This is a genomic window from Scrofimicrobium canadense (genome assembly GCF_009696615.1).
Taxonomy (GTDB): domain Bacteria; phylum Actinomycetota; class Actinomycetes; order Actinomycetales; family Actinomycetaceae; genus Scrofimicrobium; species Scrofimicrobium canadense.
This window is the reverse complement of sequence record NZ_VULO01000001.1, coordinates 198,160-213,287: the sequence shown is the minus strand read 5'-3', so window position 1 is coordinate 213,287 and position 15,128 is coordinate 198,160. Positions and strand designations below refer to the sequence as shown.

Genomic DNA, 15,128 nt, shown 5'->3' with positions numbered 1-15,128 from the left:
AACACCATTATCTCACGCCAAAGATCAAGCCTGTGGCAGCCGACTACACCCCCAGATTTTTCTCAGGTAACTCTCAGATAATTCTGCGATACTGCTCACATGGTGACCAACGATGTAGAAGCACGACTCCTTGTCGTCGATGATGAGCCAAATATCAGAGATCTCCTAGCGTCCTCGCTGCGTTTCGCAGGTTTCGAGGTCGAAGTTGCCGCAGACGGCGCGTCTGCCTACCACCAAGCTCGGGATTTCAAGCCAGATCTGGTAGTACTCGACGTGATGCTGCCCGACATGGATGGCTTCACCGTCACCCGGAGAATGCGTGACTCTGGATTGCGGATACCAGTCCTGTTTCTCACCGCGCGCGATGACATGCGTGACAAAATCCAAGGGCTCACGGTTGGAGGCGACGACTATGTCACAAAACCCTTTGGCCTTGAAGAAGTGGTCGCACGCATTCGCGCAGTGCTACGGCGAACCAAAGGAGAAGCGGGCGATGACGCCATCCTAAGAGTGGGAGATATTGAGCTGGATGAGGATGCACATGAAGTGCGCCGAGCAGGAGAAGACATTGACCTCTCTCCCACCGAGTTCAAATTGCTGCGATACCTCATGCTCAATGCTGGTCGCGTTGTTTCAAAGATGCAGATCCTTGATCATGTGTGGGAGTACGACTGGGACGGGGAAGCGGCAATCGTCGAGTCATACATCTCATATCTAAGGAAAAAACTTGCTGTGAACAATTTGCCAAACCTCATACATACTAAGCGAGGCGTTGGCTACATCATGCGAGATGAGAGCTGAGTCCATGGCCCCAGTGCAAGGGCTGCGCGCTGCGTGGAATACTGCACCCCTCGCACGCCGCATGGTGCTACTCATCGTTTTTATCCTCACAGTTGCTTTAGCAACGACTGGCACCGTGCTGCTTTCTGCTCTGCAACGGCAGCTACTGCAACAAGTTGATGAACAATTAGTCTCCTCAGCGGGGCGGCTTACAAATGAAGCTCTTGCTGGCGAGGCGCTGGATCGAACTTTTCGCTATCCCACTGACTATTATGTGCGTAGCGATATCTTCGATAAACAGTCGTATTTTATTATTTCTCCTGAAACCGAGCGACGAGCTGGAAAGCCACTGGTAGAGGGACTTTCTCATGAGAATTTGCCGCTAACTTCATCTGGCACTACCGCACCTGTCACCGTGCTATCGAGCAAACCCGGTGCAACCTGGCGGGTGGTCGCCGTCCCCGTAGTGGACAATACTGAAGAAATTGTAGGGGCCGTAATTGTAGGGTTACCGCTGGTCGGAACAAATGCGACAGTCCTCAATGCTTCTATCTGGTTTCTTTTCACCAGCACCGTCATCGTCTTTGCCGGAGGACTATTAGGCTACTATCTGGTTAGTCGTTCTCTGCGTCCACTACGCCAAATAGAGTCGGTTGCTGAAAAAATTGCCGCTGGTGACCTTTCTAAACGTATTCCTCCTGCCGAACCGGGCACGGAGGTAGGCTCTCTGGCCGAATCTCTTAACGGAATGCTTGCTCAGATTGAACGCTCGTTCACGGCTAGAGATGAATCAGAGCAAAAGGTTCGAAGGTTTGTCTCCGATGCATCCCATGAACTGCGTACCCCCCTTGCCGCAATTCGCGGTTATGGAGAGCTCTATCGCATGGGAGGTGTCCCACCGGAGCGGATTGGAGACGTGATGGAGCGCATCGAATCAGAATCAACCCGCATGGGAAACCTCGTCGAAGACCTTTTGGTTTTGGCGCGTCTAGACGAAAAACGCCCGCTGACTCTCACCGAGGTGGATTTAGTGCGCCTCGCAAAAGAAGCGGCGTCAGACCTGGAAGCTCTCGATCCCACCCGCCCGGTCAAGGTACAAGGGCTTGGCTCACGCAAGCCACCTCAGCAGGTCTTCGTCCAAGCAGACCGAGACCAACTCACGCAAGTGGCAGTGAATCTACTGGGGAACATAGCTCGCTATACTCCTGCATCATCTCCTGTAGAGATCCTTGTAGGTGAAGAAAACGGATGGGCTGTCCTCGTCTTCCGTGACCATGGCCCTGGCATCGATGCTGCAGAACAAGACCTTGTTTTCGAGCGCTTTTATCGGACTGATCGTTCGCGTGCTCGCAGTCTTGGTGGCTCTGGACTCGGCTTGTCCATTGTGGCCGGAATTGTCGAAGCGCACAACGGAACTGTGAAACTTTCCGACACGCGCAAAGGAGGCCTGACCGTCCGACTGCAACTCCCCCTCATATAAGGGGCTACGATAGCTACCGTGGAGGGCAAGGTAGAAGCGCCGGCGTGGCTTGAAGGCGCACTAGTGAGATCGCTGAGAAGTGCGGGAGCAACTGCGCCTGATGCTGCGCTGCGAGACGAAGCGCAGCGAATCATCGCACTCTGGGACGGCGCCGCACTCAATCCACGTTACCTCTGCTTAGTTTTAGAACGCCTCGACGAGATTGACGGCCCCAGCCCAGAACCCGCCGTGTTGAGGTTGGGAGCGGCCTACCGTGGCACCTACCCGGACAGCTCGACTGGTTTGGATGCTTCTACCTCTCAGCGTATTCGCGATCTTGGACAACACAGTGAAGACGCATGTGTTCCGGGTAATGACTTGGAGGCGCAACTCGTTGCTGATGCCTACCTCGCCGCCCAGGCGCTCTCCCCACAGGCATATCGGAAGTTCCTCACCGCTCTTCGTCAGCAGTTCAGTGAGGTCACCGATGTAGCTTTCCAACGCAGGCGGAGTCTTTTCCTCCAGCGGGTCCTCTCTCGGCCTCGTATCCTTCGCACCCCTTTCGCCGCCAAATGGGAAAGCGCCTTGCGGGAGAATCTCGAGGGTGAACTGGCACGGATCGAGACCTCGTGTAAAGACGGAGACTTTCGAACGGAAACCTCCGATACGGTCGCTAAAGGCCCAATCGTCATTCGACGTTCGACCCAAAAGAAAATCAGGATTGCGCAGGACGCCGGCGAGTCTCACAAGCCAGTTACTCCCCCAGAGCTCACCACCGAGAGAGCTCTTGACGATACCTCGTCCTTAGAGGACATCGCAGATCTCTTTGCCCACAAGCGCTCAAAGGGTACTTCTCCACAGAACAATTAATGGTGGTTTCGTCTCTCATTCTTTTCCTTATAGCCTGTTTTTTCCAGGGGAAAACAGATGTGAGGAACAATGTCCGTATTCCATGTAGATTCCCAGCAGGTAGCATTGGCTGCCACAACGGCAGATCGTTCTGCTGCAAGTATTCGTGCCGAAGTCGCCCAGATGATGTCATTTCTACAAGGGCTAGAGGCATCGTGGAGTGGAGCGGCTGCGCAGTCTTTCCAGTCAGTCCTTGAGCAGTGGAGAGTTACTCAGGCACAGGTCGATGAGTCCCTCAGTCTCATCAGCGCTCATCTCCAGCAAGCCTCTCATACGTATGCAGAAGCTGAACAGAGTGCTACATCCCTATTTGGTTAAAACCAAGAATGCCGTCACCGTTCTTCGCATTACGCGTCAAACGGTGACGGCACCCCTCAGCTGTTACTCCGGCGGGTTTAGTACATTCCACCCATGTCGTCAGCTCCGGGACCAGCTGGAGCCGGTGGCTCTGGCTTATCCGCAACAACAGCTTCTGTTGTCAAGAACATCCCGGCAATCGATGCTGCGTTCTGCAGTGCGGAACGCGTTACTTTCACAGGATCAGCAATCCCTTCAGCTAACAGGTCGCCGTACTCACCCGTAGCCGCGTTGAAGCCGTGGCCCTCAGGAAGGTTCGCAACGCGATCGACTACAACGCCACCGTTGATTCCAGCGTTGTGAGCAATCTGCTTGATAGGTGATTCAATTGCAACCTTGACGATATTCACGCCAATTGCTTCGTCACCGGAAGCATCGAGTGAGTCGAGAGCATTCTTAGCTACCTGAAGTAGGGCTACGCCCCCACCAGCAACGATACCTTCCTCAGATGCGGCGCGCGCGTTGCGAATTGCATCTTCGATACGGTGCTTGCGCTCTTTGAGCTCAACTTCAGTCGCTGCACCAGACTTGATGATAGCTACGCCACCAGCAAGTTTAGCGAGGCGTTCCTGCAGCTTCTCACGGTCGTAATCCGAATCGGTATTCTCGATCTCGGTTCGAATTTGCTTGACACGAGCGTCCAAGGCTTCCTTGTCACCAGCGCCGTCGACAATAGTGGTTTCATCTTTAGTAACAACCACCTTGCGGGCACGGCCCAGAACATCCATGTCAGCGTTCTCAAGGGTCAGTCCAACAGTTTCTGAAATGACCTGAGCGCCGGTAAGGATTGCCATGTCCTGCAACATCGCCTTGCGGCGATCCCCAAATCCTGGAGCCTTGACCGCAACAGATTTGAAGATTCCACGAATCTTATTGACAACCAGCGTTGCCAACGCTTCACCCTCAACATCTTCTGCCACCACAAGCATGGGCTTGCCAGCTTGCATGACCTTTTCTAGCAGAGGCAGCAGGTCCTTGATCGAAGAAATCTTCGATTCCACCAAGAGGATGTAAGGATCTTCAAGAACTGCTTCCTGGCGTTCAGCATCTGTCACAAAGTATGCAGAAAGGTAGCCCTTGTCGAAACGCATACCTTCGGTGGTTTCCAAAGTGGTGTCGAACGAGTTTGTCTCTTCAACTGTGACGACGCCCTCAGACCCTACAGCTTCAAATGCTTTCGCAATGAGCTTGCCGATTTCTGGGTCGTTCGCTGAAATCGATGCAGTCGAAGCAATCTGGTCTGTGGTCTCCACAGGCACAGCGATCTTATGTAAACCATCAACAATTGCATCTACAGCTTTGTCAATACCGCGCTTAATGGCAATGGGGTTTGAGCCTGCAGCGACGTTACGCAGCCCCTCCTTAACCAGTGCCTGAGCCAGTACCGTGGCGGTTGTGGTACCGTCACCAGCTACGTCGTCAGTGCGCTTGGCAACCTCTTTCACCAGCTCTGCACCAATGCGCTCGATCGGATCGTCTAGCTCGATTTCCTTAGCGACAGAGACGCCGTCCTTGGTAATCGTGGGGGCGCCCCACTTCTTATCTAAAACGACATTGCGACCACGGGGCCCAAGAGTCACCTTGACGGTGTCGGCCAACTTGTTGAGGCCCTCTTCCATCCCACGACGCGCTTCTTCGTCATACGAAATAATCTTGCTCATCTACAAATCCCATTTCTGAGTATGGCTCCAAGTGCCCGCGACGGACGGATTCTCACTGAATGTTCCTTACCCACCCAGCAAAAACCCTCACCTGTTGCCCGGTCTTTGTCACTCCCTAGGGGAGAGTGCTAAGAACAAGTTTGGCACTCTCTGCCCGAGAGTGCAAGAGGAGAAGAGAATAAAACTTCTATCGTTAAGGAACGACTAGGAAGACTGTTACCGCGTGAGTGTTCGAAGACTCGGGATCCAAGGCAATATCGGAAATCCCCAGTATTTCGCCAATTTTCTTGGCGGTTGGTTCATCTTCAGCGCTTTGGTAACGAATCGAGTTGCCCTCAGTGGGGGACCAATCCAGGTTGCCAGCAGTGGATTGATTGAAACCATTTTCTGCCAACTGTGAAACTACTTGCCCAGCCCAGCCATCGACTCCAGCAACATTGAGAACCTCAATCGTGGCAGCAGGATTAACATCACCATCACTTGGTGTTGGCTGCTCCGGTGAAGTTTGCTGTTCTGGCTCTGTTGGCAAAGGGTCTGGTACAGGAGTCGTTGAAGACTGCTGTTGCTCCGGTTGTGAAGGCGTTGGTGCAGCCGACTGCTGACTTTGAGGCGCAGATACTGCCGGTTTGTCCTTAGACCCCCACATGAGGAACTCCGAAAACCCCCACGCCAACAATGGGACAACTAACAGGATCACCAAGAAAGGAATCACTGGTCGCCAGGGAGAGGCAGGCTTACGGTGCACGCCGACAGGACCGTCTGACGGCGGATTATCAAATTCATCCGTTGGATACTGAGAGCTCACGTGATCACAATACCGTCACTCAAGCAGGTTTCCACGTAGAATCCCAGTGTGGCGCGTACTCCTTTAGACCAGATCATTGATTCCGGATGGGCTAAAGCCCTTCTTCCTGTGGAAGCGGATATTCGAGCTCTTGGCGATATGCTGCGAGCTGAAAGAACCTTTCTTCCACCAGGAAACGACATACTCAAAGCATTTACGTACCCATTTGATGAGGTAAAAGTGCTCATCGTTGGGCAAGATCCTTATCCCACTCCCGGACACGCGATGGGGCTTTCCTTTTCAGTTCGACCAGGCGTAGAGATCCCTGCTTCTTTGAGGAATATCTATCAGGAGCTCGCTGCAGATATTGGTTGCCCTCCCCACACATCGGGGGATCTCACTAAGTGGGCACAGCAGGGAGTGTGCTTACTCAACAGGGTCCTTACTGTGCGTCCCGGAGCCCCCGCGTCTCACCGAGGACGCGGCTGGGAACGCGTAACAGAATGCGCCATTGAAGCCTTGACAGCCAGGAATCGGCCACTGGTTGCCATCTTATGGGGTAAAGACGCAGGCACTGCTGCACCACTTCTCGGTGAAACGCCGATTATTTCGTCACCACACCCTTCACCGCTGTCAGCTCATCGAGGTTTCTTTGGCTCGCGCCCATTCTCACGAGCCAATGAGCATCTCATTGCTCAAGGGGCAACTCCGATCAATTGGTGTCTAGCGACAGAAAGTCCTGGGGACGATCAGTGATGAGACCATCAACCCCCATATCATAGAACTCTTGCGCCCTCGCTTTGTCATTGACAGTCCATACATTCACTTTTAGCCCTGCATCGTGCCACGCCTGGACCTGGGCAGGTCCAACCGAATCCTCTTCGGGATGAATGGCTACACACCCTAAATCAAGCGCGCGTTGCACTACTCCATGAAAATCTGCTCGCACCGTACGAGCTTCCACTAAGAAGGCCGTTGCGAAGTCCTGCATGCGACTGAGAACTGTCGGATCAAAACTGGAGATTAGCAGTTTGCTCTGATCCTTAACTCCTGAAGCGATCCTCGATACCGCTTCGACTAGTGAGTCTCGTAACTGGGGATTCTGAGTGTATTTAACCTCAAGATTTGCACACAGCGCAGTTGTATTGAGCAGGTCCACGACGGTGGTGAGCTCAGGAATCCTCTCAAAGCGATATTCGGGCCCAAACCATAGCCCAGCATCGAGACGCCTCGCCTCGTCAAAACTCATATCCTGCAGTTGTCCCGTACCGTTTGTTGTCCGGTCCGCAGTGTCATCATGCATTACAACGAGAGAAGCATCTCCCAGTAGCTGCACATCAAATTCAAACCACTGCACACCCAAATCGAGACACTTTACGAATGCCGCCATGGTGTTTTCTGGGGCTAACGACGAGACTCCCCTATGAGCAATAATCTCCATCCTGAAACTTCTCCTATTCTTCCGAGAGATCGTCTAATGGATCCAGGTCTAGGAATACGGCCTCATCCTGTTTTTCCTTCAGAACGTTATCGATATACGACTGAACTGCTTCTTTACGAGGTACATCCGCCTGTCGTTCCTTCGCCAAAAACCATCGATGATCCAAGATCTCATGGAACACTTGGGCCGGCTCGAGTTTCTTCATGAGTTCAGGAGGAATCGCATCAATAGCCGGTTGGAATACATTTTGCATCCACTGATGCGCAGTAACCTCGATCGGCTGGTCTTTGAGTCCCTTGAGGGTACGATAGGTTTCTAAATCGTCAAGCATTCTCCGAGCCTGCGCCTCTCCCACGTCCATTCCAGTGAGCCGCATAATCTGCCGATGATAATGCCCCGCATCCACCACCTTAGGTTGTATCAACAGGTCAGTGCCCTCTGCGTTCATGGTCAGCTCCCCCACAGAAAAACCGAGAGCATTGAGCCTCTCGATACGTTCTGCAACCTTCCACTTTTTGCCTCCCTCGATAAGCTGAGGGGCTGTCAGCTCATCCCACAGAAGGTTGTAACGCTCCACAATGCGGTTGCCGATTTCGATAACGTCAGCGTCTTCTCCCATGTAGCCGCCAGCCTGTAAATCCATCAATTCACCAATGATATTCACACGAGCTAAATCGACATCGTATGCCCTCTGTCCATCAGTAAGCTTCGCATGAAGCTCTCCGGTCTCAGCATCAACCAAATATGCAGAAAAGGCCCCGGCGTCGCGCCGAAAGAGTGTATTGGACAAAGAGACATCGCCCCAATAGAACCCCAAAAGGTGCAGGCGGACTAGAAGTACCGCAAGCGCATCAATCAATCGCGTTGCTGTCTCAGGACTCATGTTCTGGCGAAATAGAGCTCGATATGGCAAGGAAAATGTCAAGTGTTCCGTTACCAGCACCCCGTTGAGCTCTTCTCCATTCTTATCAGTACGCCCCGTGATCACAGCTGTGGGTTGCACCGAGGGCGCGGATAGTCGCGAAAGGTCTCTCAACAGTTCATATTCGTGATGTGCAACTGTTTCACCAATTTCCTTTACCGCAATGACGCGTCCAGAAAGGTTGACAAACCGCACGATGTGCCGTGAAATACCACGTGGAAGAGCAGCCAATATATCTTCTGGCCATTCCTCTAACGGGACTTCCCAGGGCAGATCGAGTAGCGCCGGGTCAACGTTAGCAGTCGTGATCTGCAGAGAATTCGGCATACGTATATTCTCTCATGCTTCCCTCAAGAATCCGCGGAGATATTTCTGCGCCTCCAGCAGTCTTTCTATTTCGTCGCAAGTGTCACATTTTGTGTAATGAGTACGGTACGTAAATCAAGGAAACGGCGTTATGGGATTCTCTGCCAGTTCGCCACACTGAATTCATGTCCGACCAGTAAACATGTGACCTCACACCCCAGACAGACAAGCCTAACCTAACCACATCTATGCAGGTCACAACGTATTATGAAATGGAACCAGAAGGAGAAAACTATGGCTTTAAAAAATCTTCCAATAATCTCAGACTGCACCGTTAGTGCTTGCTCATATAACAATGATGGGTGTCGCGCCGGTGCAATCACCGTCGAAGCCTTTGGCAATGAAGCCGCGTGCGGTACCTTCATCCCACTGTCGGTCAAAGGCGGCCTCCCCACGATGATGGCAAGTGTCGGTGCATGCCAGCGCGCTGACTGTACTCACAATGAACTTCTCACCTGTGGTGCACCCACTATCAAGATAGGAACAGGTACCAGCACCGCTGACTGCTTGACTTTCAGCGCGCGCTAGAATTCGACTTACCCAAAGCATCGCCAACTGCATCCCATCACGAAAGTCGTCTTAACTGAGGGGCACATAGGCAACGATCCCGGTGCCATTGCCGCTGAAAGAAAACGCACCTTCGGCATCTGCGATGAAGATAGCGTCGCCGGGTTCCATATTGATGTGGTCGTCTGCTTCGGCCGTAATTTCCCCCTCGATACATATAGCAATCCGAGGGCCTGTCGATATTGCTTCCACCCTCGTGCCGCCTCGACAGGTCACAACTTGGACAGCGAAGTCTTGCGTATCAGGAAGACGATATTCAAGCACCTCTGGAGACAGCACTGTCGGCGCAGGGAAGACAGTCAGTCCCGGGGTAAAATCGCTAACGGCAAGTACCCCGCTACTATCAACATGTTTTGAGGTCAGTGCGGCACGCAAAACATTATCAGAAGAAGCCATGACTTCAACCGCCAACCCACGAAGGTATGCATGTAAGGTGCCAGGCGCTGTATACACGACTTGGCCTGGAGCTAACCGCTCATAGTTCATCAGAAGCGGAGCAATAACCCCAGGGTCACCTGAGAACTGTTCTCCCAATTCAGCCACGACACGCATCTCGGGACGCGCGCCGCGTTGTTTTCCCGCAGCTTCTGTTACAGCTTCTACCCACGATGCGTCCGCATCACGTTGCTCCATAACAAATCGAAATGCCTCCCGATGTGCGTACTGCGGTGCAGAACCGCGAAGCACCGCCACTAAGGGAGCGAGTTCTGGAACATACAGAGATTCAATCAGTTTTGCCGACTGCTCAGGCTCACGTAAGCCACTCAATAGTTCAAAGGAAGTGAGCGGATACACTATCTCTGGTTTATGTGAGCGATCTTTGTAGGTTCGCTCTGGCGCATCATGAGGAACTCCCGCCTCCTTTTCTGCAAGATAGCCCGCAATTGCCTGTTCAACAGTAGGGTGAACTTGAATCGAGAGCTTTTCAGCTGCGGCCAAAAACTTCGCTAAAAAGGGTAACTGGGGACCCCACTTACTGAGAACACTGTCCCCTAGCATCTGTTGCGGCCATTCTTTGATGAGTTGAGATAGCGTAATCCGTCGACCTCCGGTAACTGCTACTGAAGCATCATCAGGATGCGCCCCCATCCACACCTCAGCTAAAGGATTGCCGTCTATCGTCTCCCCGAGGAATTGTTGAAGAAGAGTGGTCGATCCCCAGTCATAGCAGCGTCGAGGACTCTCTAATCGATACACAGTCTTAACCCTTCACTATCACATATAAAAATGCTGCGATTTCATCAACAATATCGGCATTTTCCGCCTCGATATTGATACGTAACACAGGCTCTGTATTCGAAGGTCGCAAGTTAACCCACCAACGCGGCGATTGTCCCCAATAGTCGATTGTCACACCGTCAAGGCGATCGACAGTAAGATTAGACGTGCCCCAAAACTCGCTCAATCCCTCAATTGCTTTCTCAAGCACAAGATCAATATCTTTGACGGTGACGTTGACCTCACCCGAGGAGAAATAGGGATCATAACTGGAAACTATCTCAGATAGCGGGGATGAGCTCTCCCCTACCGCCGCAATAACATGCATCGCGGCTAGCATTCCAGTATCTGCACCATAGAAGCTGCGAAAATAGAAATGCCCACTATGTTCTCCACCAAACACTGCATTTTTCTTGGACATTTCTTTTTTTATAAAAGAAATGTCCAACCCGCGTCCGATGGGTCGAAATACCGAATTCTGTAAGAATCTCCGCAACACTACGCGAGGTAATGACGTTATGAAGGACCAGTGGATAGTCCTCACCAGATTTCTCGGCCTCACGCAGACCAATCAGCGTCGTTAATGCAGAAGGACTGACCCGGTGACCCTGTTTATCAATAACGAAACAACGATCTGCGTCTCCATCGAACGCCAGTCCCAAGTCCGCACCTTCGGCAACAACGCGGTGCTGTAGCTCTTCAGTATTTTTCGGATCAATCGGGTTGGCCTCATGTGCCGGAAAGGTACCATCAAGTTCGCCGTTTATTTCGATGATCTCCAGTGGCAATGCGGGCAATCCAGCAGCACTCCCTAGTACGCCAGGAACGGTCAGACCAGCTATGCCGTTACCCGCATCAACAACGACTTTCAGTCGACGTATCCCAGAAAGATCTACTCTGTCACGAAGTGCCTGACCGTAAGCGGACAACATATCCCGGCGTTCAATGCTGCCACCAATTTCAAGTTCCGGCACTCGTTGCTGGAAAAGTGCAATCGCTTCATCACGCAACTGTCCTAGGCCTGATTCCACGCTAATAGGCGTCGCCCCCGGGCGACACAATTTCATTCCATTGTAATTGGCTGGATTGTGACTGGCAGTAAACATTACACCCCACGCGTCTAATACCACGGATGCAAAATACAACTCATCGGTCGAACAAAGCCCGATGTCAATCACTTCAGCTTCACTTTGCCTGATCCCATAAATAAAAGCCTCAGATAGAGCCACTCCCGACTCGCGCATGTCCCGTCCAACTACAACCCGTGGCCGAGCTGCACTCAAAGCTTCCGCAAAAGCTCTTCCAAGATAGCGGACAGCCTCAGGACCAAGATCTTCAGGTATGCTTCCACGAATGCCGTAGGCTTTGGTACTGCGCGCGATCTGCAAGGCGGGAAATACATAGTCTTGTTCACTCAATGTTGTCCCTCTCTAATAACGCCATTCCAATCTTTGAGTCAGCCATTCCATAAAATACGTAGTTACGGCCGTCAATATTGGTAATCGCAGTTGGAAACACCACATTTCCTAATGTCCCTGAAAGCTCTTCCTCAGTTTCTGGCACCAAGATGGGTTCTGATGTGCGGCCGATGACTTTCCAAGGTTCTTCGTCATCCAGCAACATAGCTCCAGCGGCGTAGCAGGCACCATGAGCTAGTTCAAATCCTTTAGCTTCAACTCCAGTCACACCATGATGTATCAATAGCCATCCCTCTGGTACACGAATAGGTGCGGGACCTGCACCTATTTTGTTAGCTTCATAAGGCATTTCAGGGAAGGCAAGTACTCTAGAATCATAGATTCTGGTAAGCGCAGCTACATCGTTTTTTGCCGCTTCCGCATCAACAAAACCAATCCAGATCGAAGGCCTCGGGTCATCCACATTTGCAGGAAGATGTTGTCCTTCGCCTTCGCGCAACCAGTCTAAATCCCACATTGGACGGTGAAGGACAGGATAGGCTCGACGGCCGTCCGGAGCAATCACTGTTTCTAGGAAAAAGACTATGTCTTTATTAGCGAAAAGATTCGGATCGAGACTCAACTCTGGTTGATACTGGAATTGGAGAGGCCCCAAGCGGTCCCAGCTCTCACCATCGTAAGAAATAGCAAGAGCTGGGCGTGGCCCCAGAGGCCCAAAGGCGATGTATGTCATCACCCACAGCCCAGCCTCTTCTAGGCGCGTAATACGCGGATCTTCAACTCCAGCATTGTTTTTTCCGCGTTCCCACCCCTCGCGGGGTTCCATCACTACCCCGAGTCTCTCGACATGAGCGGCCCCATCTTCATCAATTGTTACGCGACACCTCCCTACACGAGAGACATTTCCCGCGGCAACCATACGTGGGTATAGATATAGTTCCCCATCCTCGCCCACTAACGCGGCGGGATTTAGCACTCCCTCAGTTTCTAGAGGGTCACCGGGACGAGGAGCCATGACAGTACCCAGGCGTTTCAACGAGTAGGGAACTGCGACTGATGTGGTGTTCAATGAATTTCTTTCTGTCTTGGGCGTCAACCCTTGATGGCTGAGCCGATATTTGCTGAAGTAAAATGCCGTTGGAAAAGGATAAAGAGGACGACAGCCGGAATCGCAAGGACACATGCTCCAGCCAGTATGGCACCCATGGGGTTTTGCTGAAACGTTGAATTTGCTTGCGAAAAATTCGCCAGCGTAACAGCCAACGGCTGCAGCGAGACATCCTTAGTAATGAGGAACGGCCAGAGGAACTCATTCCATGGGCCAATAAATGTCACTAGCACAGCCGTCAAAATTGCCGGGCGAACCAACGGCACCGCAACCGACCATAGAATACGGACTTCGCTAGCACCGTCAATACGCGCAGCATCAAAAATATCTTTAGGGATCTGCAAGAAATATTGCCGGAAGATTAGTACTGCCACTGAGTTGATAGCAAAGGGCGCGACCATCCCCACATACGAATCAGCTAGACCAAAAAACCGCACAATCATTACGTAGAGCGGAATCATCAGGAGCTGGAAAGGAATCGCTTGCACTAACAGCAGCATCGCAAAAACTAATCCTCTCCCTCGGAAACGAAGTACTGCAAGGGCATATCCAACCAGTAGCCCAAACACCACTGTGCATACCATCACGATCACGGTAATGATCAGCGAGTTGAGAAGAGACCTGGGTAAATCTATGGATTGGTTTACTCCGAAAAAGTTATCGAGAGTGAGATTGTCGAGGTGAGGCAATAAGCCTACAAGCGAGGTATCGCGTCGTTTCTGCAGAGCACCCATTATCATCGTGTAAAAAGGAAAGAGTGCCGCCAGTGCACCTACCAAGAGAAATGTGAATCTGAGGGCTGTGCCAACACCCACTCGCCTCTTATTTTTTTCAGGTGCTTTCATTGTCGTTCTGTGACCTTTCGCGAAATAACCGAGAGAATCAGCACCACAGTTACAAGTAACATGCCAATGGCAGCAGCCATATCGGGATGTCCTTGTTGCAAGCCTTTTGATACATCAACAGGGCTGGCGTCATTGACGCGCCTCCTGGCCCTCCACCCGTCAACAGGAAGGGCTCGGTAAAGATTTGACCCGACGTTATGATGGAAAGTAATACAACGAGTGAAGTGACTGGCTGAACTGCTGGAAGGGTAACAGCCTTAAAGACTTGCCAGCGCCCTGCACCATCCATTTGGGCAGCCTCCTTTTGCTCGACAGGAACATTTTGCAGAGCAGCTAAGTAAAGCAAGACATAGAATCCGAGAGATTTCCAGGTCACATAGACAGCGATCAACGGCATGATAAGCAATGGATTTGCGAGGAAAGACGGGTCTGGTGCCAACGATCCCAGGATGGAGTTGATGACTCCTCCAGAATTAAACATGAAAAACCAAACCGCCAAAGTCGCAACTGAAGCCGTCACGTACGGAAGATAGTAGGAAACCCGGAAAAACCCTTTCCAATGGACTGCCGCATCCAGTGCAAGTGCCAACCCCATCGCGAACACCACAGTCAGTGGCACGTTGATGACAATGAAAATTGCTAGATTCTTGAAAGCCTGATGAACAGCTGGGTCAGACAATGCCACTCTGAAATTGTCGAATCCCACAAACGGATTTTCACCTTCGGCTCCCGGCGCGCGAAAAATAAAGTCGTGGAACGACATCCAAATTCCCACAACAAAAGGAACAAGAAAAATGACGACCACAAAGACAAAATACGGTGCTGAAAGGAGTATTCCCAGGGGATGCTCTCCAAAAAGACGTTTCAGTAGATGTATTTTTCTCTTATTCGGAGGGGTTGACGAACGGCGAAATTCGTCAACCCCCTTTTCCGTAAGAACGGTCATAGAGATCAGCCCAGCGCATCAATCTTTTGGGCAGCTTCATCAAAGGTAGCCTTAATGTCACCCTTTCCCGACTGAATCACACTGGTCCAAGCATCACGGAAGATTTGCATCTTCTCAGCAAGGTTATCGACGGTAGGAACATCAACGGCCAACGGTACTGCAGCCGCAAAGGGTTCGTAGAATGGATTCTCACTCAAGAAGTCTGCAGCCAATTCGGTGACATCTGTGCGGGTTGGAAATTGTCCGGTGGTCTCCAGCAAAGCCAGATCGTTACCGTCGTCTACTGAGAACTTCAGGAAATCCCAAGCAGTCTGTAAGTTTTCACAGGCCGTATACATTCCGATATT

General features: G+C 51.7%; 17 protein-coding genes. 6 read left to right on the top strand and 11 right to left on the bottom strand.

Annotation, left to right across the window (positions count from 1 at the left end):
• The first annotated feature begins 99 nt into the window (after positions 1-99).
• The 4 genes from FYJ24_RS01070 (at position 100) to FYJ24_RS01055 (ending at position 3,466) form a co-directional block, all read left to right on the top strand.
• Complete coding sequence (locus tag FYJ24_RS01070; protein WP_154542738.1) at positions 100-801, top strand: response regulator transcription factor; 702 nt, start codon at positions 100-102, stop codon at positions 799-801.
• A gap of 4 nt (positions 802-805) precedes the next feature.
• Positions 806-2,260 carry a sensor histidine kinase gene (locus FYJ24_RS01065; RefSeq protein WP_154542737.1) on the top strand — a complete coding sequence of 485 codons (1,455 nt, stop codon included), beginning with the start codon at positions 806-808 and terminating at the stop codon, positions 2,258-2,260.
• Between the two features lie 63 nt (positions 2,261-2,323).
• On the top strand, positions 2,324-3,109 hold the full coding sequence (locus tag FYJ24_RS01060; protein WP_154542735.1) for a hypothetical protein: 786 nt from the start codon (positions 2,324-2,326) through the stop codon (positions 3,107-3,109).
• Positions 3,110-3,178: 69 nt separating this feature from the next.
• Entirely contained in the window at positions 3,179-3,466 is a 288-nt protein-coding gene (locus FYJ24_RS01055) for a WXG100 family type VII secretion target (RefSeq protein ID WP_154542733.1), read from the top strand.
• 77 nt (positions 3,467-3,543) lie between these two features.
• Here the strand turns inward: FYJ24_RS01055 and groL are convergent, their stop codons facing one another.
• Positions 3,544-5,166, bottom strand: coding sequence for a chaperonin GroEL (groL, locus tag FYJ24_RS01050; RefSeq protein WP_154542731.1), 1,623 nt, complete (start codon positions 5,164-5,166; stop codon positions 3,544-3,546).
• A 193-nt stretch (positions 5,167-5,359) separates the two neighbouring features.
• Entirely contained in the window at positions 5,360-5,971 is a 612-nt protein-coding gene (locus tag FYJ24_RS01045) for a LytR C-terminal domain-containing protein (protein ID WP_154542729.1), read from the bottom strand.
• A gap of 48 nt (positions 5,972-6,019) precedes the next feature.
• Between FYJ24_RS01045 and FYJ24_RS01040 the strand changes: the two genes are divergently transcribed.
• On the top strand, positions 6,020-6,706 hold the full coding sequence (locus FYJ24_RS01040) for a uracil-DNA glycosylase (protein WP_318656413.1): 687 nt from the start codon (positions 6,020-6,022) through the stop codon (positions 6,704-6,706).
• Here the strand turns inward: FYJ24_RS01040 and FYJ24_RS01035 are convergent.
• Both FYJ24_RS01035 and FYJ24_RS01030 read right to left on the bottom strand, forming a co-directional pair.
• Positions 6,663-7,391, bottom strand: coding sequence for a glycerophosphodiester phosphodiesterase family protein (locus FYJ24_RS01035; protein ID WP_154542727.1), 729 nt, complete (start codon positions 7,389-7,391; stop codon positions 6,663-6,665). The genes FYJ24_RS01040 and FYJ24_RS01035 overlap by 44 nt on opposite strands.
• 13 nt (positions 7,392-7,404) lie before the next feature.
• Positions 7,405-8,640 carry a DUF4032 domain-containing protein gene (locus FYJ24_RS01030; protein WP_154542725.1) on the bottom strand — a complete coding sequence of 412 codons (1,236 nt, stop codon included), beginning with the start codon at positions 8,638-8,640 and terminating at the stop codon, positions 7,405-7,407.
• Positions 8,641-8,913: 273 nt separating this feature from the next.
• On the opposite strand from FYJ24_RS01030, the gene FYJ24_RS01025 reads away from it, so the two are divergent.
• On the top strand, positions 8,914-9,207 hold the full coding sequence (locus tag FYJ24_RS01025) for a DUF1540 domain-containing protein (RefSeq protein ID WP_154542723.1): 294 nt from the start codon (positions 8,914-8,916) through the stop codon (positions 9,205-9,207).
• A gap of 51 nt (positions 9,208-9,258) precedes the next feature.
• Here the strand turns inward: FYJ24_RS01025 and manA are convergent, their stop codons facing one another.
• From manA to FYJ24_RS00995, 7 genes are read right to left on the bottom strand one after another with little or no spacing between them, the layout of a single operon-like run.
• Positions 9,259-10,443: a mannose-6-phosphate isomerase, class I gene (manA, locus tag FYJ24_RS01020; protein WP_154542721.1), complete on the bottom strand. Its 1,185-nt coding sequence runs from the start codon at positions 10,441-10,443 to the stop codon at positions 9,259-9,261.
• A gap of 4 nt (positions 10,444-10,447) precedes the next feature.
• On the bottom strand, positions 10,448-10,885 hold the full coding sequence (locus FYJ24_RS12775) for a phosphohexomutase domain-containing protein (RefSeq protein WP_263970205.1): 438 nt from the start codon (positions 10,883-10,885) through the stop codon (positions 10,448-10,450).
• On the bottom strand, positions 10,848-11,882 hold the full coding sequence (locus tag FYJ24_RS01015; RefSeq protein WP_225871890.1) for a phosphohexomutase domain-containing protein: 1,035 nt from the start codon (positions 11,880-11,882) through the stop codon (positions 10,848-10,850). Before FYJ24_RS01015 ends, FYJ24_RS12775 begins: the two co-directional genes overlap by 38 nt.
• The gene (locus FYJ24_RS01010; RefSeq protein ID WP_206192416.1) at positions 11,875-12,951 is read right to left on the bottom strand and encodes a glycoside hydrolase family 130 protein; all 1,077 of its coding nucleotides are present in this window, start codon (positions 12,949-12,951) and stop codon (positions 11,875-11,877) included. The genes FYJ24_RS01015 and FYJ24_RS01010 overlap by 8 nt, the downstream gene beginning before the upstream one ends.
• 23 nt (positions 12,952-12,974) lie before the next feature.
• Entirely contained in the window at positions 12,975-13,835 is an 861-nt protein-coding gene (locus FYJ24_RS01005) for a carbohydrate ABC transporter permease (protein ID WP_154542719.1), read from the bottom strand.
• A 49-nt stretch (positions 13,836-13,884) separates the two neighbouring features.
• Complete coding sequence (locus FYJ24_RS01000; RefSeq protein ID WP_206192415.1) at positions 13,885-14,781, bottom strand: carbohydrate ABC transporter permease; 897 nt, start codon at positions 14,779-14,781, stop codon at positions 13,885-13,887.
• A gap of 5 nt (positions 14,782-14,786) precedes the next feature.
• A complete protein-coding gene (locus FYJ24_RS00995; RefSeq protein WP_154542717.1) occupies positions 14,787-15,119 on the bottom strand; it encodes a type 2 periplasmic-binding domain-containing protein in 333 nt (110 codons plus the stop codon).
• Positions 15,120-15,128: the final 9 nt, after the last annotated feature.

Excerpts from the sequence above, each read along its gene's own strand:
- FYJ24_RS01070 (WP_154542738.1), top strand. The coding sequence starts at position 100 with ATGGTGACCAACGATGTAGAAGCACGACTCCTTGTCGTCGATGATGAG.
- FYJ24_RS01065 (WP_154542737.1), top strand. The coding sequence starts at position 806 with ATGGCCCCAGTGCAAGGGCTGCGCGCTGCGTGGAATACTGCACCCCTC.
- FYJ24_RS01055 (WP_154542733.1), top strand. The coding sequence starts at position 3,179 with ATGTCCGTATTCCATGTAGATTCCCAGCAGGTAGCATTGGCTGCCACA.
- groL (WP_154542731.1), bottom strand. The coding sequence starts at position 5,166 with ATGAGCAAGATTATTTCGTATGACGAAGAAGCGCGTCGTGGGATGGAA.
- FYJ24_RS01035 (WP_154542727.1), bottom strand. The coding sequence starts at position 7,391 with ATGGAGATTATTGCTCATAGGGGAGTCTCGTCGTTAGCCCCAGAAAAC.
- FYJ24_RS01030 (WP_154542725.1), bottom strand. The coding sequence starts at position 8,640 with ATGCCGAATTCTCTGCAGATCACGACTGCTAACGTTGACCCGGCGCTA.
- FYJ24_RS01025 (WP_154542723.1), top strand. The coding sequence starts at position 8,914 with ATGGCTTTAAAAAATCTTCCAATAATCTCAGACTGCACCGTTAGTGCT.
- FYJ24_RS12775 (WP_263970205.1), bottom strand. The coding sequence starts at position 10,885 with ATGTCCAAGAAAAATGCAGTGTTTGGTGGAGAACATAGTGGGCATTTC.
- FYJ24_RS01005 (WP_154542719.1), bottom strand. The coding sequence starts at position 13,835 with ATGAAAGCACCTGAAAAAAATAAGAGGCGAGTGGGTGTTGGCACAGCC.
- FYJ24_RS01000 (WP_206192415.1), bottom strand. The coding sequence starts at position 14,781 with ATGACCGTTCTTACGGAAAAGGGGGTTGACGAATTTCGCCGTTCGTCA.
- FYJ24_RS00995 (WP_154542717.1), bottom strand. The coding sequence starts at position 15,119 with ATGTATACGGCCTGTGAAAACTTACAGACTGCTTGGGATTTCCTGAAG.